Source organism: Kitasatospora sp. NPDC059327 (assembly GCF_042752535.1).
Lineage (GTDB): Bacteria > Actinomycetota > Actinomycetes > Streptomycetales > Streptomycetaceae > Kitasatospora.
Genome location: NZ_JBHYYB010000027.1, coordinates 18,566 through 40,259 on the forward strand (window position 1 = coordinate 18,566; position 21,694 = coordinate 40,259).

Consider the following 21,694-nt stretch of genomic DNA (forward strand, 5'->3'; position numbering starts at 1 on the left):
TGATCAGGCCTCCTGGAGCGCGGCCAGTACGGTCCGGCGCTCGATACGGCGGTCGGTGGGGTCGGCGAGTACCACGCGGTCGACGTACACCCCGGGCAGGTGGACGGCGTCCGGCTCCAGCACGCCGGGTTCGACGATCCGGTCCGCCTCGACCAGGGTGACCCGGCCGGCGGTGGCACAGAGCGGGTTGAAGTTGCGGGCGGCGGCGTGGAACACGCAGTTCCCGTGCCGGTCCGCCACCTCGGCGCGGACCAGCGCGAAGTCGGCGGTGATCGCCTCCTCCAGCACGTAGCGGCGGCCGCCGAACTCTCGGACCTCCTTCGGTGGCGAGGCCAGCGTCACCGACCCGTCCGCGCCGTAGCGCCAGGGCAGCCCGCCCTCCTCGACCTGGGTGCCGACCCCGGCCGGGGTGTAGAACGCGGGGATGCCCGCGCCCCCGGCCCGCAGTCGCTCGGCGAGGGTGCCCTGCGGTGTCAGTTCCACCTCCAACTCGCCGGAGAGGTACTGCCGGGCGAACTCCTTGTTCTCGCCGACGTAGGAGGAGATCGTCCGGGCGATCCGGCCGGCCCGCAGCAGGAGGCCCAACCCCCAGTCGTCCACCCCGCAGTTGTTGGAGACGACGTGCAGTCCGGTGGCGCGGGTGGCGGCCAGGGCGCCGATCAGAGTGCTCGGGATGCCGCAGAGGCCGAAGCCGCCGACGGCGAGCACGGCTCCGTCGGGGATGTCGCCGACCGCGTCGGCGGCGGAGTCCAGGACCTTGTCCACAGGGTCACCTCATGAGGGGGAAGGGGCGGAAGGAACGGCGGGGGTGGAGTGGCGGGCGGGCCGCGGCCGAGGGTGTGAGGGAGGGAGGCTGACGACGCGGGGCCGGCCGGTGCCTCCCCGTGCTCCACCACCGTCACCGTGTGAGGGGCACCGCGGCCATGGCGACCGGCCCCACGGAGGTGTGCGGCCACATGGCCGGCGCCCACATCCAGTGCCCGGCGGGAGGGTTCGGACCCGACGGTATGGCGGGCAGGGCCACAGCCGAGCGCGTCGATACGGCGCCCGGGCACATGTCGCAGCCTTCACCCCACACCTACGGTTCCGGCATCCACCCCGCCGCACCCTCAGGAGTCGGTCACCATGCGCAGCTCGACAGCCCCCACCAGGACCGCCTCCGACGTCGCCGTGGGCTCGGCCGCCTCGGGCGGGCCGGGGCGCAGGCTCGCCGCCGCCGCGGCCTGCGTGCTGCTCGCGGCCGGCTGCGCCAAGGCCGGTACCGCGGGCACCACGACGGCGGACGGGGGCGGCTCCAAGAGCCCGGTCAAGGTCGGCCTGGTGTACTCCAGGACCGGGCCGCTGGCCGCGTACGGCAAGCAGTACCTGGAGGGCTTCAAGGCCGGGCTGGCCTACGCGACCAAGGGCACCGGAGCGGTCGACGGACACCGGATCGAGTTCGAGGAGCAGGACGACGCGGGGGATCCGGCCAAGGCCGTGTCGGCCGCCAAGGACCTGATCGGCAAGGGTCACAAGATCCTGGCGGGCTCCACCGCCTCGGGCGTCGCCCTCCAGGTCGGACCGATCGCCGCCCAGAACAAGGTGCTCTTCATCAGCGGACCGGCCGCCGCCGACAAGGTCACCGGGTTGAACGCCTACACCTTCCGGTCCGGCCGCCAGTCCTACCAGGACATCAGGACCGCGGCCTCGTTCATCGGGGACGTCAAGGGCCGGAAGGTCGCCGTGCTGGCTCAGGACAACGCCTTCGGGCAGGCCAACGTGGCCGCCGTCAAGGCGGTGCTCGGAGCGCAGGGCGCTACGGTCGACTCGGTCCTCGCCCCTCCGAGCGCGACCGACCTGACCCCGTTCGCCACCCAGGCCAAGGCCGCCAAGCCCGACCTGCTGTTCGTCGCCTGGGCCGGCGACACCTCGTCGGCCCTGTGGACGGCCCTGAGCCAGCAGGACGTGTTCGCCGACACCAAGGTCGTCACCGGGCTCGACCTCGCCGCCTCCTACCCGCTCTTCGGCCCGGCGGGCGAGAAGATCTCCTTTCTGAACCACTACTTCGGCGGAGCCGCCGGCACCCCCGTGGAGAAGGCCATGGACGACGCCGTCACCGCGGGCGGCGGAAAGTCCGACATCTTCACTCCGGACGGCTTCACCGCCGCCCAGATGATCGTGCACGCCGTGGAGAGCGCCCACGGTTCCGCCGATGACACCTCGGCCCTGGTGAAGGCGTTGGAGGGCTGGAGCTTCGACGGGGTGAAGGGACGGACCACGGTACGGGCCGAGGACCACGCCCTGCTCCAGCCGATGTTCCAGGTCAGGTTGACCGGCACCGGTGCGGCGGCCAAGCCCTCGGTGGAGAGGACGCTGACCGCGGACGAGGTGGCGCCCCCGGTCACCCCGATGGCGGGCTGATCACCGTGCCCCGTCCCGATTCGTCCACCGTGGCCGCGCCGGTGCTTCGACTGGCCGGCCTCGGCTGGTCCGTCCGTGGCGTACCGATCGTCGAGGACGTCTCCTTCTCGGTCGGGGAAGGTGAGTTCATCGCCTTCATCGGGCCGAACGGTGCTGGTAAGACCTCCCTCTTCAATCTCATCTCCGGTATCTGTCCGGCGAGCAGCGGCAGCCTGGAACTCGACGGTGCCGACATCACCACCGAGGCCGTCCACGCCAGGGCGCGCCGCGGACTCGGGCGTACCTTTCAGACCTCCTCCCTCTGGCCGGGGATGACGGTGGCCGACCACGTCCGGCTGGCCGCACAGGCCGCCGCCGGACCGCGAGTCTCGTACCGGCTCTGGCGCCGCGCAGACCGCTACACGGACCAGGTGGCCGCGACCCTGGAGCGCACCGAACTCGCCCATCGGGCGGGCACCGTGGCGAGCGCGCTCTCCCACGGTGAGAAGCGCAAGCTCGAACTCGCCGTTCTGTTGGTCTCCGATCCCCGGCTCATCCTGCTGGACGAGCCGATGGCCGGGGTCAGCGCGGAGGAGGTGCCGGCCCTCACCGCCCTGATCCGCTCCGTGCACCGTGACCTCGGCCGCACCGTACTGATGGTGGAGCACCACATGGACGTCCTGCTCGGCCTGGCCGACCGCCTCGCCGTGATGCACCACGGCACGCTGCTTGCCTTGGACACCCCCGAGGCCGTGATGGCGGATGCCGTCGTTCAGCAGGCCTACCTGGGCGAGGCGCTGTGATCGACTCCTCTCGCTCCTCCGCTCGCCCCGCCGCGTCGCCCTCCTTCGCCTCCGCCGCTCCCGGGGTGGACGGCCGGGCTGCCGCTGCCGGCCCGGCCTCGGCCGGATACCTCCTCTCGGTCCGCGATCTGCGGGTCGTCATCGACGGGTCGCACATCCTGCACGGAGTCGACTTGGACGTGGCGACCACCGGTGTCACCGCTCTCCTGGGGCGCAACGGCGCCGGCAAGACCACCACGGTCAGGGCCGTGATGGGGCTCGTGCCACGCACCGGCAGCGTCCTGTTCGACGGGACCGAACTCTCCTCTCTGCCTACCCACCTGGTGGTCCGCCAGGGCATCGGATACGCCCCCGAGGACCGCGGGATCTTCGCCGGTCTCACGGTCGCCGAGAACCTGCGCCTCGCCGAGCGGAGCCGAAGCCGGAGCCGGAGCAGAGGCCGGGATCAGGACCGAGGCCGAGGCCGGGACCGGGACCGGGACAGCGAACCGGACTACCACCTCGTCCACGAGTTGTTCCCCGAACTCAAGCAGCGGGCCGGCCAGTTGGCCGGAACGCTCTCCGGCGGCCAGCAGCAGATGGTGGCCATCGGCAGGACCCTGCTCAACCGCAATCGGCTGATCATCGCCGACGAGCCGACCAAGGGGCTGGCCCCCAAGATCGTCGCCGAGGTGGCCGACGTACTGGCCCGCGCGGCCGAGGCCGTTCCCGTCCTCCTGGTCGAGCAGAATCTCGCCCTCGTCCGCCGCCTGGCCGGAGCCTGTGTCGTCCTCGCCGACGGCCGCGCCGCCCACCGGGGCGACACCGCCGAGTTGTTGGCCGACGAGGAGGCGGCCCGCCGCCTCCTGGGTGTCGGTAGCCACCGCCCCGGCGCCGGCTCCTCGGCCGCGCCGGCCGGCCTCTCGGAGGGTGGTCCGGATCCGGCCGCTGCTCCTGTCACCCCGGAGGTGAACCCCTGATGGACACCATCGTTCTCCTTTCCTGTACCGGACTCGGTCTGGGGGCGCTGTACTTCCTGGTGGCCTCCGGTCTCTCGTTGATCTTCGGACTGATGGACGTGCTCAACTTCGCGCACGGCGCCCTGCTCTCCATCGGCGCCTACGCGACCTGGTGGGCCGGCGTGGAGGCCGGCTTCCCCTTCTGGCTGGCGGTGCCGTTCGGCACTCTGGTGGGGACGGCGGCCGCCGTCCTGTTGGAGCTCTTCCTGATCCGGCCGCTCTACAGCCGCCCCCGGGACCAGATCCTCGCCACCGTCGGCGTCGGTCTGGCCGTGCCCGCTCTCCTGATGGGCATCTGGGGCGCGGACGCCCGCCCCTTCCCGCAGCCGGCTCTGCTCTCCGGCACCTGGTACCTGCTCGGTGCGACCGTCCCGGTCAACCGCTTCGTGCTGGTGGCCGCCGCCGGCCTGCTGTTGCTCGCTCTTCGGTTGTTCCTCGCCCGTACCCGCTACGGGCTGATCGTCCGGGCCGGCGTCGAGGACCGGGCGATGGTCACGGCGCTCGGCATCGACGTGCGCAAGGCGTTCACCCTCGTCTTCGCCATCGGTGGTGCCGCCGCCGCGCTCGGCGGTGCCCTCGGCGGCCTCTACTTCGGTTCGCTCAATCCCGGCCAGGGGACCGGGCTGCTGATCTTCGCCTTCGTCGTCGTCGTGATGGGTGGCATGGGCTCGGTCACCGGGGCGGCCGTGGCCTCGGTGTGCGTCGGCCTCGTCCAGCAGTTCGCCAACTACTACACCGCTGCGGGGCTCGGCGACCTCTCGGTCGTCGTCCTGCTGGCCGTACTGCTTCTCGTACGACCCCGCGGACTCACCGGGAGGCTCGCGTGAGTACCAAGACCCCTGACACGAGCACCGACGGCACCGCGGCCGGCCTCGCCACGGCCGGTTCGGCAGGGGGGACTGACACCAGCCCTGCCGAGAGACATTCTGGACGGGCGGACACGAACCGCGCCATCCCTCGAACAGGTGAATCAATCGCCGAGCGCTCGACAGCGGTGCACCGGGCGCTACGCTGGTGCCCGATCGCTCTGCTGATCCTGCTCCTTGTCGCCCCTTATAGTGCGCTTCCCGTCCCGGGACTGCTCGACGGCCCGCTCGGCAGCCCGGGAAGCCTCCAACTCCTCGCCCTGTGCCTGCTCTACGGGGCACTCGCCACCGGCTACGACCTCCTGCTCGGCCGTACCGGACTGCTCTCCTTCGGCCACGCCCTCTACTTCGCGACCGGCCTCTACGCCACCAACCTCGGCATGCTGGAGCTCCGACTGCCGTTCGCCGCGGCGGCGCTCTTCGGGGTCGCCTGTGCCGTCGCGCTGGCCCTGCTGCTCGGCTCGGTCAGCCTCCGCGTCACCGGCATCGGCTTCTCCATGGTCACCCTGGCCTTCGCGCAGGCCGGTTCGATCCTCGTCCAGCGCAACCCGGGCGGTATGACCGGCGGCGAGGAGGGCCGGTCCGCCCCGGCGGATCGGCTGCCCGCCGCCCTCCTGGGCATCGAGAACACCGCCAACCTCTACTGGATCGCCGTCGCCTACCTGGTCCTCACGCTGGCCGCCGTCCACTGGGCCGTCGGCTCGCCGGTCGGAAGGGTCTGGGAGGGTGTCAAGGAGAACGAGCGCCGGGTCGAGGTCCTCGGACTGCGGCCCTACGGCTACAAGTTGATCGCCTTCGTCCTCGCCGGAGGCCTTGCCGGGGTGGGCGGTGTGGTGTACCTGTTGCTGACCGGGGGAGCCACCCCGCAGGCCGCCACCTCCGACGCGACGCTCTCGCTCCTGGTCATGGTCGTCCTCGGCGGGTCGGGCACGCGCTGGGGCCCGCTGGTGGGCGGCGTCATCTACACCTGGGCCGGCCATCGGCTCGGCGACGTCGCCAACTCGGAGACGATCGCGGACCTGCCCGCCGCTCTCCGTGTCCCGCTCTCCCAGCCGCTGTTCCTCCTGGGCGGCCTCTTCGTCGCGGTGGTCTATCTGCTGCCCGGCGGCCTGGCCAGACTGCCCGCCCGCATCCGTGCCGCCCGTTCCGTCCGCTCGGCCCGGGCCACGAGCCGCTCCGGTGCCGACCGTTCCCGTCCCTCAGGAGGTAGTCCCGCGTGAACCAACCGCCGCAGCACCCCGAAGAGCTGGCGGTCCCGGTGCCCGGTGGGGACTTGGCGGTGCTCCGCTGGCCCGCCACCGTACCCGGAGCCCCGACCGTGGTGGCCCTGCACGGCATCACCGCCAACGGCCTCGCCTGGTTCGAGGTCGCCCGGGTGCTCGCCGGCCGGGCGACCCTGCTCGCGCCGGACCTGCGCGGGCGCGGCGCCAGCCGTACCGTCGGTGGGCCGTACGGCCTGGCCCGGCACGCGGACGACGCGGCGGCCCTGATCGGCGCCCTCGACCTGGGGCCGACCGTCGTCGTCGGCCATTCCATGGGCGCCTGGATCACGGCGTTGACCGCGGTACGGCACCCGGAACTCGTCAGCCGGGTCCTGCTGGTCGACGGAGCGGTCAGCTTCCCGGTCCCGGCCGGCGTCCGGTCCGAGGACGCGCTGGCCGCGGTTCTCGGACCGGCGCTGGCGCGGCTGTCGATGACCTTCCCGGACCGTGCGGCCTACCGCGCGTTCTGGCAGCGGCACCCGGCCTTCGGCGCCGGCTGGTCCGACGGCATCGACGCCTACACCCAGCGCGATCTCGTCGGTGCCGAGCCCGAACTGCGTTCCGCCTGCGTACTGGAGGCCGTTCGGCTCGACGGTGAGCAGGTCCTGTTGGATCAGGACGCGGCCGCCGCCGTGCACCGACTGCCCTGCCCCGGTGAGCTGCTGTGGGCGGAGCGTGGACTGCTCGACGAGCCGCAGGGCCTCTACGACACCGAGCGGCTCGCCGCTGCCGGGCTGGATCCGGCCCGGGGGGTGGCCGCGAGCCTCGTACCGGACACCAATCACTACTCGATCCTCTGGAGCCGGGCCGGCGCCGAGGCCGTGGTGCGAGGTCTGCTCGGGACGGGACCTGACGCCGCGCGGGGGCTCCGGTAGCGGATCGGCCGGCGGGGCGCCGCCACCCCGCCGGCCGTCTCCTCGGCACCTCAATGCCGAGGGGCGCTCACCCGGCGGCGCCGAGGAAGGTCTCCCACCCGCCGGCCGGCGCCTGTCCGACGTTCAGCGAACGCAGCTTGCGGAGGGTGGACTGGTCCTGGGCCTCCAGCCAGTCGACCAGCTGGCGGAAGGAGACCAGCCGGACCTCCGGCTTGGCCGCGATGGTCTTGAGCGTCTCCTCGACGGCGTCCATGTAGATGCCGCCGTTCCACTGCTCGAAGTGGTTGCCGATGAAGAACGGCGCGCGGTTGCCGTTGTAGGCACGGTCGAACCCGGCCAGATAGGCGTCCCGGGCCTGGGTGCGCCAGTCGTTGTACTTGGACGGGTCACCCTTGGTACTGCCGGAGGACTGGTTGGCGAGGATGTTGTAGTCCATCGAGAGGACCTGGAACGCGTGCCCGGGGAACGGGATGCTCTGCAGCGGGAAGTCCCATATCTTGCCGTCCTGCACCTTCTGCGGCCATATTTGCTGACCGCCTGAGGAGCTGGCGTCGTACTTCCACCCCAGGGCGGCCGCGGTCGGCAGCAGTGCCTTCTGCCCTTCCAGACAAGGGGTGCGCCCGCCGATCAGTTCCTTCTTGTAGTCGAAGGGGAGCGGGTCGACATCGGTGAAGCCGGTGTTGGTGCGCCACTGGGTGACGAAGGAGACCGCCTGGTCGATCTCGCTCTGCCAGTCCTCGGGAGTCCACTTGTTGACGCCGTTGCCGTCCGGACGGGTCGAGCAGAAGTGCCCGTTGAAGTGGGTGCCGATCTCGTGGCCGGACTGCCAGGCCTGGCTGATCAGTTTGAGCGTGCTCTTGACCGCCCCGTCCGAGAGGTAGGGGATGTCGGACGCGCCGACCGCGTGCTTCGGCGGGTGGTACAGATCGGCCTTGCCCTTGGGGAGGGTGTAGATGCCGGAGAGGAAGAAGGTCATGGCGGCCTTGTGTTCCTCGGCAAGCTTGAGGAAGCGGGGGAACTGGCCGTCGTCGGTGCCGCCGGCGCCGTCCCAGGAGAACACCACGAACTGCGGCGGCCGCTCACCGGGCTTGAGCTTCTCCGCCTTGGGCTGATTCGGCTGGGGGCCGGTGTCGGAGGTGGAGCCGTCGCCGATCGGAGTCCCCTTGGACGCGCCCTTGGTCGGGGTGCCGTTCCCCGTCGGTCCGCCACTTCCGCTGCCGGTCGGATTCGGGGCGGACGAACTCGACCCTGAGCCCGCTCCGCCGCTGGAACACGCCGCCACCGCCCCGAGCGCCACGGTCGCGGCGGTGGCACTGAGCACGGTCCTGCGCGAGATGCTGGTCATGGTCTCCCCTGGGTGCCGCTGGCCGGGTGGATATGGCGCCAGTGGGCCGTACCGGTCAAATCGGGCAATTGATGTGTAATCCGTCGTTAGCATGCCATGTGGACGCAGAGGCCACCAAGGTGCCTGGGGTCCATCGACAATGAACACGCCTACCCGGCATGGATGGGCTGCAACGACCGGCCTTCTGTTGCCGTCCTGTGACGCTTCGCACACCCTGCGGCGGTCGGCGGTCGTAGCGACCCGATGTCTCCCCGCTGTGTCCAGGGGCGTCCGGGGGCGTCCCGGGGTCGGGGGCGTCACGACTCCGCGGGCTCGGGGTGCGCGGTGCCGCGGCCGGTCCGGTGCCGTCCTCGGTGGCGAGGGCCCGCGGGGTCAGTTGATGACGAGCCGGCGGTTGCGCCGCACGATCCGGGCGATGGCGGTGCTGATCACGGTGGCGGCGGTGCAGGAGACCGCGAGGCTCAGCCAGGCGGTGTCGAACCAGTGGCTGTTGAGCCAGCCCAGCGTGACGATGTAGGCGGCCCAGACCAGGGCGGCCAGGGCCGACCAGCGAAGGAAGCGGTGCGGGTGGCCGGGGGAGTGGCCGATGGCCAGGTCGAGGATGGTCCGGCCGGCCGGTACGAAGCGGGCGACCACCACCATCGCGGCCGCCGCGCCGCTGGTCCGCCCGTCCAGTGCCTGTTGGACCCGGGCCACGCTGGCTGCCAGCTGCGGGCGGTGATCGAGTCGCCGCTGGACGGAGGGGGCGCCCCGGCGTGCCAGTCGGAGCAGGAGGAGGTCACCGAGGAACGAGGCCGCCGCCACGCCGAGGCCCAGCACCACCGGCGCGCCGTCTATCTGCGCCGTCTTGAGCACGGCCAGGATCACCAGCGTTCCGCTGGGGATGAAGGGGAGGAACGCGTCGCCGAGTACGGCGCACAGCGCCAGGGCGCAGATCCATGAGGATCCGATCACCGTTGCGATGTCCAAAGCTGGTACTCCCTCCAGGCTGCCCGGGGGAGCAGATGGCTGCAGGGGACAACGCTAGCGCCTCGACTTTTCATGCCATGAAGCACCCCGGCTCTGCTCGGCGTCACAAGACGCGAGCCCCTGGAGCGGGGTGCCGTTCCAGGGGCTCGCGGGGATCGATCGGCGCTGGTCCAGCCCGATGACCTTGCAGGTGGAGGCGGATCCCGTTGGGTGATCCGCTCTGGTCCCTAGCCTGCCGGACGTCGCCCGTCGATCGCGAGCCCTGCGGCTGGCGACTTCCCGCTCTGGCGTGAAGTCGCCACGCGTGTCCGCTCGCTGGCTCTGAGTCAGCCGAACGGTCGGTAGGCGATCCGTCGCACAGTGGCACCGGGCAGCGGGAACACCGGGACCTGCGGTGTGGTTGACCCCCGTTGGCAGCGGCGACCGCGACCAGGTGCGCGGTCGTTCGGAGCGCCACTCGGACAGCACCAGGACGGCCAGGAGGCGGACGGCATGACCACCGACGACCAGCAGGAGCGCGGGCCCGAACCGCAGAGCCACGCGGCGATCCGGGGCACCGTCCGGGGCACGGCGCCCGCGCCGCTCTCCATCCTCGACCTGGCCACCGTGGGCGTCGGCTACACCCCGGCCGAGGCGTTGGCCTCGACCACGGCCCTGGCCCGCAGTGCCGAGGAGTGGGGCTACCACCGGTTCTGGGTCGCCGAGCACCACGGCATGCCGGGTGTGGCCAGCTCCACCCCCGCCGTACTGCTCGCCCACCTCGGGGCCCACACCACCACGCTGCGGCTCGGATCCGGTGGGGTGATGCTGCCCAATCACGCGCCGCTGGCGATCGCCGAGCAGTTCGGCCTCCTGGAGGCGTTGCACCCCGGCCGGATCGACCTCGGGCTGGGCCGCGCTCCCGGCACCGACCAGGCGACCGCCCGGGCGCTGCGGCGGGGCCTCTCCGAGGGGGCCGACGACTTCCCGCAGCAACTCGCCGAGCTGACCCACTTCCTCGACGGCGACTTCCCGGACGGTCACCCCTACGCCCGGCTCACGGCCGTTCCCAGGGGGGAGGGGCGGCCGCCGATCTGGTTGCTCGGATCCTCCGGGTTCAGCGCCCAGCTGGCCGGCCGGCTCGGCCTGCCGTTCGCGTTCGCGCACCACTTCAGCAGCACCAACACCATCCCGGCCCTCGACCTCTACCGCTCGTCGTTCCGCCCCTCGTCCGTCCTCGACGAGCCGTACGCGCTGATCGGGGTGAACGCGGTCGCGGCCGACGACCGGGAGTCCGCCCGGCGGCTCGCGCGCTCCTCGGCGCTCGGCATGCTCCGACTCCGCCGGGGGAACCCGGGCCCGATCCCCACCCCCGAGGAGGCCGAGAGCTACCCGTACAGCCCGGTGGAGGCCGACTTCGTCGACGACTGGCTGGGCAATGTCGTCCTGGGCTCGCCCGGCGAGGTCGGTGACGGGCTGGAGGCACTGCGCAAGCGGACGGGGGCGGACGAGCTGATGGTCACCTCGCACATCCACGGCCATGAGGCCAGGCACCGCTCCTACGGTTTGATCGCCCGGGCCTACGGGCTCACCGGCCAGGCGGCCGAAGCCGTCTGAGCTCCGAGGCGCCCGAGCTCGTCGGCGAGAGGTGGAGCCGCTCTGCCCGCCGACGAGCTCGGTGCCCGGTCCACCCGGTGGCCCGCGGCCGGCCGACCCCTTCACACAACGCGCCGGGGCCGCGAGGCCGCCGCCCGTCGCCGTCTCCGGTGCTCACACCACCGAGCCGCCGAACGTCGAGCCGGGCGACCCGTCGAGCCGGGCAGCCCGTCGAGCGGCAGACCCACGGACCGGCAGACCCACGGACCGGCAGACCCACGGACCGGCAGACCCACGGACCGCCGGGCCCACGGACCCGCAGGAGGCTCGAACCGCGGCGCCCGCCGCTACCGCTTGTCCGGCGCGGAGCGGCTCTCGCGGAGTATCGCCGCGACGTGTTCCGCCTCACCGGGCTTGGCGAAGTACCAGCCCTGGGCCGTGTCGCAGCCGGTGAGCCGCAGTCGCTCGGCCTGCGCGGCGCTCTCGATGCCCTCCGCGGTCACGGTCAGGCCGAGTGTGTGGGCCAACTGCACCATCGCACCGACGATCTGCTCGTCGGCGTCGCTCCGGCGGAAGCCGGCTCCGGGCAGGTCGGCACGGCCGGCCGGGCTCGGGTCGCGGAAGCCCTCGATGAAGGTGCCGTCCAGCTTCAGCACGTGCACGGGCAGCCGGGAGAGGTAGGCCAGGTTGGAGTAGCCGGTGCCGAAGTCGTCGATCGCGATCCGGACGCCCATGTCGGCGAGGGCCTGCAGGGCCTGGAGCGGTCGTCCGCCGGGGCCCAGCAGCGCGCTCTCGGTGATCTCCAACTGCAGGAGCCGGGCCGGCAGGCCGGTGCTGTCGAGGGCCTGGGCCACGTCGGCGACCACGTCGGAGTCCCAGATCTGGCGGGCGGCCAGGTTGACGCTCACGAAGGTCTCGGTGTCGGGGAATTCGGTGAGCCAGCGTTGGGCCTGGCGGCAGGACTCCTCCAGCACCCACTTGCCGAGCGGCACGATCGCGCCGGACTCCTCGGCGAGGGGGATGAAGCGGTCCGGCGAGAGGGTTCCGTAGCAGGGGTGGCGCCAGCGGACCAGGGCCTCCGCGCCGTGCACCGCGCCGTCGGCGAGGCCGACGAGCGGTTGGTACTCGATGGTGAACTCGCCGCGCTCCAGGGCCGGACGCAGAGCGGTGGCGAGAAGCTGACGGGTCAGCTGGTGGGCGCCCCGGTCCGGGTCGTAGAGGGTCCAGCGGGCCCGGCCGTCGGCCTTCGACCAGTACAGGGTGGAGTCGGCGTCCTTGACCAGGTCGGCGGGGGTGGTCTCGTGCACCGATCGCTCGACGACGCCCACGCTGGCGGTGACGACCAGCCGGTGCCCGGCCACGTCGAAGGGGTGCTCCAGTGCTTCGAGGATCCGGGCGGCCAGTTCGGTCAGCTGGTCACTGCCCCGGCTGTCGGCGACCAGGACGGCGAACTCGTCGCCGCCCATCCGGGCGACCAGGTGGGAGCTGTGATCGGAGACGCCGCGCCGGAGCCGGGAGGCGACGGCGATCAGCAACTGGTCGCCGATGTGGTGGCCGAGGGTCTCGTTGATCGCGGCGAAACCGTCGAGGTCCAGATAGCAGACACCGACCCGACGGCCGTCCGGCTGCTCCGTTCCCGTCTCCGTCGCCCCCGGGGCGGTCCCGGTGAACTCGGCGAGCTCGGCGGTGGTCGCACCACCGGCCGTCAGGCAGGCGGCGTCGAGCCGTTCGAAGAAGAAGGTCCGGTTGGGCAGCCGGGTCAGCGGGTCGTGCAGTGCCTGGTACTCCAGGCGGTCGCCGAGCCTCCGCTGTTCGGTGATGTCCTCGACCATGGCGAGCGTGTACAGCGGGCTGCCGGCGCCGTCCCGGATCAGGGAGATGGTCACCTTGCTCCACACCGTGCGGCCCTCGCGGTGCTTGAGCTGCTTCTCCACCCGGAGCCGCTCGCGGTCGTTGCGGACCAGTTCGGGGAAGAGCCGCTCCGGCATGCCCTCCGAGTCGATGATGTCGCGGAGGCGGGTGTGGACCAGGTCGCCGACCCCGCAGCCGACCAGGGTGGCGAAAGCGGGGTTGACCTCGATGATCCGGTCGTCGGGGTCGATCAGGGCCATGCCGATGCCGGCGTCGCAGAAGGCGGCCCGGAAGCGGGACTCGCTGGCGCTCAGCTCCGCCAGCAGACGGTCGGTGTTCCCGGGGGCGGGGTCGGTCCCGTCGGAGGGCCGGTGCGTCCCGTCCGCGAGCGGTGTCGAGCAGGTGGGACAGAGGACGACGCCTGTACCGACCGCACCGTCGGACCCGGACCCGGGCGGGGTGCCGGGAGCCGCACCGGTGCCGGTGTCCGGGGCAGTGCCCGTACCGGTGTCCGGGTCGGGCGAGGCGTCGGAGGAGTCGGCGAGGGCGGCGACGGCGGAGCCGTTGGCCGGGCGGAGGATCGGAAAGATGAGGTGGCGGTGGTGTTGCGGTTGTTCGTGCCGCACGCCTGGGTGGTGTGCGTCGGCCCCCTCGTTCTGGCCCGGCACGGCATGCTCCCGTCCGCTGCTGACGCTTGACGCTGGTCAGGCCGGTCGCCCGGAACTGCGACGGCCGGCTCCCGCGCTCTGTCGAGGTCCTCGCGGTCCGAGGCGTGACGCTCGCGGTGGAGCGCTCGCGTGGGGATCCGCGTGAAGAACAGGGCGCTGCGGCCGATCATAGGACGCGACGGCAACACGCGGTGACCGCCGCCAGGGTGATTCGCCCGCTTTGGATGCATGTGTGGTGGTACATGCAGACGCCCCCGGTACACATCACATGATGTGCGCCAGGGGCGTGTGCTCCAAAAGTGCGCCCCTGGGCGCTTGCTGAGCGCTGGGAACGCGCCGCGCACTTCGCCCGAGCGCGGGACACCCGGGCGAAGTGTTGAGGGCGGCAGGTCGTCAGAACACCTCGGTGCCGGGCGCCGGAGACCGGGTTCCGGGGCACCGGGCATCAGCCGCCGGAGCGGCCGCCGGCCCCGGTCGGGACCGGCGATCCGCCCGACGTGCCGCGGCAGGCTTCCCGCGTCAGGCCAGCTTGGCCGTGAGCGTGATGGTCGTACCGGTCAGGGCCTGGCTCACCGGGCAGTTCGCCTTGGCGTCCTCGGCGGCCTTCACGAAGGCGGCCTCGTCGAGGCCGGGCACCGCGCCGGTGACGGTCAGGTGGATGCCGGTGATGCCGGTGCCGGGCTGGAAGGTGACATCGGCCTGGGTGTCCAGCGTGGTGGGCGGGGTGCCGGCGCCCGCCAGGCCGTGCGAAAGGGCCATCGAGAAGCACGCGGAGTGCGCGGCCGCGATGAGCTCCTCCGGGCTGGTCTTGCCGTTCGGCTCCTCGGAGCGGGCCGGCCAGGAGACCGGGTACTCGCCGATGCCGGACGAGGCGAAGGTCACCTGACCCTTGCCGTCGATCAGGTTGCCTTCCCAGGCGGTGCGTGCGGTACGGGTGGTTGCCACGATCGGTACCTCCATTACTGAGGGACTGCTGTCCCGTCACTTCCGGTCATGCCGCGCACCAGCCTACGGGCAGGCCGGGGGTCGATCACCGGTAACGCCGCAGGGCGTCGTCCCCGAAGGCCGCTGTGCCGCCGCCGCCCGGCGATCTCCCTGGCCGGGCGCCCGATCCGCCGGTCGGTCCCCGGTTCACGCGCCGTCCGGATCGTGGACGGATGCGCAAAACGGTGCGGGGCCGCGCCGGGCGCCCTGTTAGATTTGCCCGGGCCCGAGCCTCGGCCGACGGACGGTCGGGTGCCCACCACCACAGAGCCGCGGAGCCGCCCCGATGACGGATCACCCCACGACCCCCGAGACCGGACTGTCCGACGGGATCGACGACGCCGTGCGGGCCGAGCTGACCAGCCTGCGCGAGAGCATCGACAACATCGATGCCGCGGTGGTCCACATGTTGGCGGAGCGGTTCAAGGCGACCCAGCGGGTCGGGCGGCTCAAGGCCGCGCACAAGCTGCCCCCGGCGGACCCGGCGCGGGAGCGCGACCAGATCCGGCGACTGAGGGAGCTGGCCGCCGGGGCTCATCTGGACCCGGTGTTCGCGGAGAAGTTCCTTAACTTCATCATCGCCGAGGTCATTCGCCACCACGAGGCGATCGCCCGCGCCTGACCGCGCCGGTTCCGGCTGCTCCGAGCACGTCCGGCTGCTCTCCGAGCACACCGGCCCGGGCCGACCGGCCCTTCGGGACGCTCCCCGTCCCCGCGACCGGTCCAGGTGTCCCGCCCGGGGCGCGCAGCCCGTCCGGGTCCTCGCAGCCCGGCCCGGCCCTCCTGTCCCACCTCCGGATCGCGTCCGCGTGGTGTTCCGGTGCCCGGACGGGCCCGGTGGGACGGGGCGGTGATGTCTGGCGCGGGTAAATGCCCGATTTCGCATGGCTTCCGGGTTGGCGTACCGTGCAGGTTCCCCCAGCCGGAGAGGTGGAGCAGCGACGATGGCGGTGAACCTGCCCGAAACGCACAGCGATGCCGGGACCGGTCAGCCCCCGGCCGGCGCCGCCGGACACGGTGATGGCGGTGCCCCCGGCGGTGGTCGTGCCGAGGCGCGCCGGGCGCGGTCGCGGAAGGCGTCCAGGGGCGCCAGGGGTTCCACCCGGCCCAGGGGCTCCAAGGGATCGAAGGACCGTAGGGCAGGACGACGTCCGCGGCCCTGGTGGATCGAGATTCCGGTGATGGCGGCGATCGGGCTGGTGGTCGCGCTGCTGATCAAGACCTGCCTGTTCCAGGTGTTCACGATCCCGTCCGGGTCGATGGAGAACACGCTGCGGATCGGCGACCGGGTCGGCGTGAACAAGCTCGCACCGCTCACCGGCTGGGAGCCCGAGCCCGGCCAGCCCGTGGTCTTCAAGGACCCGGGCGACTGGCTGCCGCCTCAGCCGATCGACGGGAACCCGGTCTCCAGGGCCGTGGGCTCGGTGCTCAGTTTCGTCGGCCTGGTACCGCCGAAGGACGACAACTACCTGGTCAAGCGGGTCATCGCGACGGGCGGCCAGACCGTGCAGTGCTCCGGCACCACGCTGACCGTCAACGGGACGAAGGTGGACGAGCCGTACCTCCACCCTGGGGACGACTCCTGCGCGGGGTTGGACTTCGGTCCGGTGACGGTGCCCCAGGGCTACGTCTGGGTGGAAGGCGATCACCGGAGCGACTCCGCCGACTCGCGCTACCACCAGCGGGGCCCCGGCGGCGGCGCCGTGCCGGTGGACAACGTGGTCGGACCGGTGTCGGCCGTCGTGTGGCCGTTCAATCACCTCGACTGGTTCGGCTGGGTCGGCCGCTGACCCTGGTGGGCCCCGTGCGGTGGCGACCCCGTGCGGTGGCGACCCCGAACCTCCGGACCCGGCGGGCGCTGGGCTAGCGGTGCCGGACCTCTCGGTCCACCGGCGCCCGGTCCTCGGTCTCGGCCTCCCCGGCAGCCCGGGCCGGCCGCTCGCCGAGCGCCGTCGCACCCACCGGAGCGGTACTCACCGCAGCGGTACCCACCGGAGCGGTACCCACCGCAGCGGTACCCACCGGAGCGGCACCCACCGCAGCGGTACCCACCGCATCCGTCGGGACCGGCACCGGCACCGCTGCCGGCTTGCTCGCCTGGGCCGCGAAGGCGCCGGCCAGGACGAGCAGCCCACCCGCCATCTGCGGCAGCCCCAGGTGTTCGCCCAGCAGGATCCAGGCCAGGACGGTGGCGACGACGGCCTCCAGGTTGGCCACCACCCCGGCGATCGGGGGTGACAGGTGGCGGACGGCGATCACCCCGGTCAGATAGGCGAGCACGGTCGCGACCAGGATCATCCAGGCAGCCGGGAGCAGCGCGGGCAGTGAATGCCCGTTCATCACCACGTTGCCGCCGAGCAGCCCCCAGTCGGCCTCCCAGGGGCGGGTGAGGACGGTGAGGACGACCGCGCCGATCAGGAGCCCGTACGCGCTGACGGCGATCGGGTCGACCGGGCGGTCGCCCCGGCTGCCGGCGTCGGCCAGGACGAAGTAGCCGACCTGGCAGCAGGCCGCCCCGAGCGCGAACAGCACGCCCAGCGCGTCGAAGCTCAGACCGTTCCAGACCTCCACCACACAGGCCAGACCGGCCACGGCCACCCCGGCGCCGACCGCCGCGCCCCGGCTGATCGGCTTGCGCTGGACGAACTTCACGTACCCGATGAGCAGGGGCGGTCCGAGGTACTCGATCAGCAGGGCGACGCCGACCGGGATCCGGGAGATCGCCGCGAAGTAGCAGGCCTGGACGCCGGCGACGGCGAGCAGGCCGAAGCCGATCAGCAGGCCGGGGCGCCGGAGCACCGCGGCACGGTGGCGGTAGGCCAGCGGGAGCAGGACCACGGCGGCACCGGTGACCCGGAGCCAGACCACGTGCAGGGGGGAGAGGCCGGCCTCGATCAGGGGCTTGGCGGCGGTGCCGGAGCCGCCGAAGGCGAACGCCGAGACCAGGGCGAGGGAGAGGCCGAGGGTTCTGCCCGGGGAACGGTCGGACAGGGGCTTTGAGCTGTGCACCGAGGCATTGTGACAGTCATACCGCAGATTCGGTAAGGCGCCATTCCGTCATTTGGTCCTGCGCCGAACTGTGCGCAATGGCGGGTCCACGGAGGGTCTGTTTCTGCTCTCCGCCACCCGGTCACCCGGTCACCCGGTCACGCGGGTGGCGGAGCGCGGAAACAGACCTGGTCCTACTGCCCCGTGCCCGCCCCCGCCAGCGCCCCGGAACCGGAACCGGAACCGGAACCGGAACCGGAGCCGGAACCCGAGCCTGAACCCGAGCCCGTGCCGCCCGTGCCGCCCGAAGGCTGGGGAGCCGTGGTCGGCCCGGTGGTCGGGGCAGTGGTGGGGGCGGTGGTCGGCGCCGGAGTCCGGGTGGGCCGGCCGGTCGGCTGGGAGGTCGGCTGCTGGGTCGGTGCGGTGGTCGCGCCGCCGCCGGTCTGCGAGCCGCCCGAGCCACCGCCGCCGGTCGACCCGGAGTTCCCGGCGGAGCCCGAGCCGCCGGACCCGGACGAGTCGCCCGGCGCGCCGGTCGCCCCGCCGGAACCGGTGGTGGAGCCGCCCCCGGAGCCGCCCGCGGTGCCGCCCGTCGCGCCGCTGCCCGGCGTGGCCGACGGCGAGGGCGCCCCGGAGGGCGTCGACAAGCTGTCCGAGCCGCCCTGGGAGGTGCCGCTGTCGCCCGACCAGTCCGTGCCCGAGGGCGAGGGGAAGGAGGTGACGGGCGAGCCCTTGAGCGCGGCCTTCATGTAGCTGGTCCAGATCTGCGCCGGGTACTGGCCGCCGGCCGCGCCGTCGATCCCGCCGGTGCCGCTGAGGCTGACCTGGGCACCGCTGGCCGGGTCCTGGCCGAACAGCGCCACGGAGGTCACCAGCTCGGGGGTGTACCCGACGAACCAGACCGACCTCTGCTCGTCGGTCGTACCGGTCTTGCCGGCCACCGGGCGGCCCAGCGCCTTGGCCCGCCAGCCGGTGCCGCCCGGGTCGCTGACGACGCCCTGCAGCATCGACGTGACCTGGCGCGCGGTCTCCTCGCTGACCGCCTGGGTGGTCTTGTGGGCCGGCAGCTGGAGCGCCTCGCCCTCGCGGTCCACCGACTGCACCAGCCACGGGGTGATCTGCTTGCCGCCGTTGTCCAGTGTGGCGTACACGCCGGCCATGTCGAGCACGCTCGGGGTGGCGGTGCCCAGCGGGATGGACGGGACCACGTCGAGCCCGGGGGTGTTGCCGGGCAGGCCGAGGGCGATGGCGGTGTCGCGGACCTTCTGCAGACCGGTGTCCTGCGCGAGCTGCGCGAACGCCGAGTTCACCGACCAGTCGGTGGCCTGCTGCAGGCTGATCTGCCCGTAGCTCTTGTCGCCCTCGTTCGGCGGCGCGTACGCGGTGCCCTTGCCACCGCGGACCTTGCGCCCGCTGGTGCCGTCGTAGACGGTGCGCGGGGTGATGGTCTGGCCGGACTGCGTCTTGGCGTCGTTCTCCAGCGCTGCCGCCAGGGCGATCGCCTTGAAGGTCGAGCCGGCCTGGTAGTCGCGCCGGGTGGCGTTGTCCACGTAGTGCTTGGTGTAGTCGACCCCGCCGTAGAGGGCGACCACGGCGCCGGTCCTCGGGTCGACCGAGACGGCGCCGGCCTGGGCGGCCGCGTCCTTCTTCCGCTTGTCCGGGTTCAGGGTGTCGTGCAGCTGAGCCTGGACCGAGTCCTCCAACGCCTGCTGGCGCGTCGGGTCGATGCTCAGCTTGATGGTGTAGCCGCCCTTGGCCAGCTCGGACTCGGTGATGGTCTGGTTGGCGGTGAGGTACTCGGTCGCCGCGTTGACCAGGTAGCCCGCCTGGCCGGAGAGGCCGAGTTGCGCCTGCGGGTCCCTGACCTCGGGGAAGGTGGTGGCGGTCCGCTCCTCGGCGGAGAGCCAGCCCTCCTTCACCATGCCGTCCAGGACGTAGTTCCAGCGGTTGACCGCGTTCTGCTTGCCCGCCGGGGTGGCGGTGGCCACGTCGTAGGCGCTCGGGGCGTTCAGCAGGGTGGCCAGGTAGGCGCCCTGGGCGGCGTCGAGCGCGGACGCGTCCACCCCGAAGTACTGCTGGGCCGCGGCCTGGATGCCGTAGGCGCCGCGCCCGTAGTACGAGGTGTTGAGGTAGCCGGAGAGGATGTTCTCCTTGCTGTCGGTGGCATCCACCTTGATCGCTATGAACAGCTCCTTCACCTTGCGGGTGACGGACTGCTTCTGGCTCAGGTAGGTGTTCTTCACGTACTGCTGGGTGATCGTGGACCCGCCCTGGGTGCCCTCGCCCTTGGCCGTGTTCAAGGCGGCGCGGACCAGCCCGGACACGTTGACGGCGCCCTCGTGGTAGAAGTTCCGGTCCTCGGCGGCCAGCGCGGCGTGCTGGGCGGCGGGGGAGACCTTGTCCAGACCGACGTTCTGCCGGTTGGTCTGGCCGGTCCGGGCGATCACCGAGCCGTCCTGGTAGAGCCAGGTGTTGCTCTGGGCGGTCGCGGCGGCGTGCGCGTCCGGCACCTTCACCAGCGCGATCCCCAGGGCGAACAGGCCGACACCGAGCAGCAGCGCGGCGGCCAGGCCGAGCAGGCTCATCCGCCAGGTCGGGACCAGCCGACGCCAGCCGGTGCGCTTCGGACGGCGGGGCCTGCCGCCGCCGGTCGGGCGCTCCGGGGAGCGCTTCAGGCGCTTCACCGGGCGGAGACCGAGGGACGGCGTGCGGCCGCTCTGGGTGTTTCGGGACAAAGCGGCGGCCTTTCCTGCGGGCGAACCGTGCCAGCCTGCACAAACGGGATTGTCGACGGTTGGGGACCTTTGTCCCGTTTCCGGTGTACAGCCCAGGACGTGCCGATCGGGCCGATTGGCTCCGTGGGGGCGGCAAGCGAGACCGACATCACACACAAAAGGGACGTCGAAGGGCAAAAAATCAGGGAGCCTCTCGCTACTGCGAGAGGCTCCCCAAATGTCTGTGCGCCGCCAGGGACTCGAACCCCGGACCCGCTGATTAAGAGTCAGCTGCTCTAACCAACTGAGCTAGCGGCGCCTGCTGACCTGGAAAACAATACACGGTCCGGGAGGGTGCCTCGCACCACGCGGGCGGAGGTGCCCGGTCGGCACGCATCCGACCGTGCGGCGATGCCCGTTTCCGCCCGGTTGGGGCGGAGTTTCCGCCCGGTTAGGGTGGGAACGTGCCCAGCTCCCACCCCGGCCGCCGGACGGCACGGCTCGCCGTCGCCGCCCTGCTGCTGCTCAGCGCGGTGGCGTACACCGCCTGGGTGCTGGAGGTGGTGGTGAGCACCGGCCTCGACCCGGTCCAGGCGTACATCAGCGAACTCGCGGCCGAGGACCAGCCGCTGGGCGGCCTGTTCCGGGCCACCGATCTGGTCGCCGGCCTCGCCGTTCTCGCGGCGGCCGGCACCGCACTGCTCACCGGCTCGTACGGCGCCCCCGACAGCGCCCCGCCCGACCACGAGCCCGTCGGACACGGCACCGCCGACCACGAGCCCGTCGGACACGGCACCGCCGACCACGAGCCCGCCGGACGCATCCCCGCCGCCCGCCGGCCCTGGGCGGTGACCGGCTGGGCGGCCCTCGCCCTCTTCGGGGCCGCGACCGCGGCCGACTCCCGGCTGCCGCTGAGCTGCGCACCGACCAGCGACGAGATGTGCGCCGCCCGCGAGACGGCCGGCCTGGTGCCGGCCACCCACACCGCGCACGCCGTGACCAGCAGCCTCGCCATGCTCGGCGCGCTCGGCGGCCTGGTCGCGCTCACCGTCGCGGCCCGCCGCTACGGCTGGTGGCCGCCCGTCGGCCGGTACGGGCCGTGGCTGCTGGCCGGTGAGTTGCTGGCCACCGGCTGGAGCCTGGCCGCGATCGCCGCCTTCGAGGCCGGCCGCGGCACCTGGTCGCTCGGCGCGGGGCAGCGCCTCCAGGTCCTCCTGGTCGCGCTCTGGCTGGCCGTTCTGGCCGGGAGCCTCGCCCGGGGTGCCGGCCCGGCCGCGATCGAGGGGGTTCCGGGGCGCGCCCGGACCGGAGCCGAAGGAGCGGAACCACGATGACCGGACCGGGAACGCCGCCGGGAGCAGGGTCGGGAACAGGGCCGGGAGCAGGATCGGATCGCGGCGCGGGACCGGCGGCGGGG

The 21,694-nt window shown here is 72.4% G+C and carries 17 protein-coding genes and 1 tRNA gene; 10 read left to right on the top strand and 8 right to left on the bottom strand.

Annotated elements, in window-relative coordinates:
* Positions 1–3: 3 nt before the first annotated feature.
* A complete protein-coding gene (locus ACFXHB_RS18415; protein ID WP_380575403.1) occupies positions 4–765 on the bottom strand; it encodes a CoA transferase subunit A in 762 nt (253 codons plus the stop codon).
* Positions 766–1,125: 360 nt separating this feature from the next.
* On the opposite strand from ACFXHB_RS18415, the gene ACFXHB_RS18420 reads away from it, so the two are divergent.
* From ACFXHB_RS18420 to ACFXHB_RS18445, 6 genes are all read left to right on the top strand, one after another.
* Positions 1,126–2,400, top strand: a complete 1,275-nt coding sequence (locus ACFXHB_RS18420) for a substrate-binding domain-containing protein (protein WP_380575406.1) — start codon at positions 1,126–1,128, stop codon at positions 2,398–2,400.
* 5 nt (positions 2,401–2,405) lie between these two features.
* Complete coding sequence (locus ACFXHB_RS18425) at positions 2,406–3,182, top strand: ABC transporter ATP-binding protein (RefSeq protein WP_380575408.1); 777 nt, start codon at positions 2,406–2,408, stop codon at positions 3,180–3,182.
* A 65-nt stretch (positions 3,183–3,247) separates the two neighbouring features.
* Entirely contained in the window at positions 3,248–4,141 is an 894-nt protein-coding gene (locus ACFXHB_RS18430) for an ABC transporter ATP-binding protein (RefSeq protein ID WP_380575498.1), read from the top strand.
* Complete coding sequence (locus ACFXHB_RS18435) at positions 4,141–5,007, top strand: branched-chain amino acid ABC transporter permease (RefSeq protein ID WP_380575410.1); 867 nt, start codon at positions 4,141–4,143, stop codon at positions 5,005–5,007. The genes ACFXHB_RS18430 and ACFXHB_RS18435 overlap by 1 nt, the downstream gene beginning before the upstream one ends.
* Before the next feature lie 167 nt (positions 5,008–5,174).
* Positions 5,175–6,266, top strand: a complete 1,092-nt coding sequence (locus ACFXHB_RS18440; protein ID WP_380575411.1) for a branched-chain amino acid ABC transporter permease — start codon at positions 5,175–5,177, stop codon at positions 6,264–6,266.
* Positions 6,263–7,183 carry an alpha/beta fold hydrolase gene (locus tag ACFXHB_RS18445; protein ID WP_380575413.1) on the top strand — a complete coding sequence of 307 codons (921 nt, stop codon included), beginning with the start codon at positions 6,263–6,265 and terminating at the stop codon, positions 7,181–7,183. The genes ACFXHB_RS18440 and ACFXHB_RS18445 overlap by 4 nt, the downstream gene beginning before the upstream one ends.
* 67 nt (positions 7,184–7,250) lie before the next feature.
* Here ACFXHB_RS18445 and ACFXHB_RS18450 read toward each other — a convergent pair whose 3' ends face one another.
* The gene (locus tag ACFXHB_RS18450) at positions 7,251–8,528 is read right to left on the bottom strand and encodes a hypothetical protein (RefSeq protein ID WP_380575416.1); all 1,278 of its coding nucleotides are present in this window, start codon (positions 8,526–8,528) and stop codon (positions 7,251–7,253) included.
* Positions 8,529–8,900: 372 nt separating this feature from the next.
* Positions 8,901–9,497 (bottom strand): DedA family protein, encoded by a 597-nt coding sequence (locus tag ACFXHB_RS18455; protein WP_380575418.1) that lies wholly within the window; start codon positions 9,495–9,497, stop codon positions 8,901–8,903.
* Positions 9,498–9,989: 492 nt separating this feature from the next.
* On the opposite strand from ACFXHB_RS18455, the gene ACFXHB_RS18460 reads away from it, so the two are divergent.
* Positions 9,990–11,093, top strand: a complete 1,104-nt coding sequence (locus ACFXHB_RS18460) for an LLM class flavin-dependent oxidoreductase (protein ID WP_380575420.1) — start codon at positions 9,990–9,992, stop codon at positions 11,091–11,093.
* Positions 11,094–11,419: 326 nt separating this feature from the next.
* Here the strand turns inward: ACFXHB_RS18460 and ACFXHB_RS18465 are convergent, their stop codons facing one another.
* Together ACFXHB_RS18465 and ACFXHB_RS18470 are read right to left on the bottom strand one after the other, a co-directional pair.
* The gene (locus ACFXHB_RS18465; protein ID WP_380575422.1) at positions 11,420–13,549 is read right to left on the bottom strand and encodes a putative bifunctional diguanylate cyclase/phosphodiesterase; all 2,130 of its coding nucleotides are present in this window, start codon (positions 13,547–13,549) and stop codon (positions 11,420–11,422) included.
* 561 nt (positions 13,550–14,110) lie between these two features.
* Complete coding sequence (locus ACFXHB_RS18470; protein ID WP_380575424.1) at positions 14,111–14,536, bottom strand: OsmC family protein; 426 nt, start codon at positions 14,534–14,536, stop codon at positions 14,111–14,113.
* Positions 14,537–14,861: 325 nt separating this feature from the next.
* On the opposite strand from ACFXHB_RS18470, the gene ACFXHB_RS18475 reads away from it, so the two are divergent.
* Together ACFXHB_RS18475 and lepB are read left to right on the top strand one after the other, a co-directional pair.
* On the top strand, positions 14,862–15,197 hold the full coding sequence (locus ACFXHB_RS18475; protein WP_380575426.1) for a chorismate mutase: 336 nt from the start codon (positions 14,862–14,864) through the stop codon (positions 15,195–15,197).
* A gap of 559 nt (positions 15,198–15,756) precedes the next feature.
* Positions 15,757–16,365: a signal peptidase I gene (lepB, locus tag ACFXHB_RS18480; RefSeq protein ID WP_380575427.1), complete on the top strand. Its 609-nt coding sequence runs from the start codon at positions 15,757–15,759 to the stop codon at positions 16,363–16,365.
* A 73-nt stretch (positions 16,366–16,438) separates the two neighbouring features.
* Here the strand turns inward: lepB and ACFXHB_RS18485 are convergent, their stop codons facing one another.
* The 3 genes from ACFXHB_RS18485 to ACFXHB_RS18495 form a co-directional block, all read right to left on the bottom strand.
* Positions 16,439–17,584 (bottom strand): DMT family transporter, encoded by a 1,146-nt coding sequence (locus tag ACFXHB_RS18485; RefSeq protein ID WP_380575428.1) that lies wholly within the window; start codon positions 17,582–17,584, stop codon positions 16,439–16,441.
* 173 nt (positions 17,585–17,757) lie between these two features.
* Complete coding sequence (locus tag ACFXHB_RS18490) at positions 17,758–20,247, bottom strand: transglycosylase domain-containing protein (protein ID WP_380575429.1); 2,490 nt, start codon at positions 20,245–20,247, stop codon at positions 17,758–17,760.
* A gap of 275 nt (positions 20,248–20,522) precedes the next feature.
* Positions 20,523–20,596: transfer RNA gene (locus ACFXHB_RS18495), tRNA-Lys, on the bottom strand.
* Between the two features lie 145 nt (positions 20,597–20,741).
* Here ACFXHB_RS18495 and ACFXHB_RS18500 point away from each other — a divergent pair.
* Entirely contained in the window at positions 20,742–21,611 is an 870-nt protein-coding gene (locus ACFXHB_RS18500) for a DUF998 domain-containing protein (RefSeq protein ID WP_380575430.1), read from the top strand.
* The last annotated feature ends 83 nt before the right edge of the window (positions 21,612–21,694 follow it).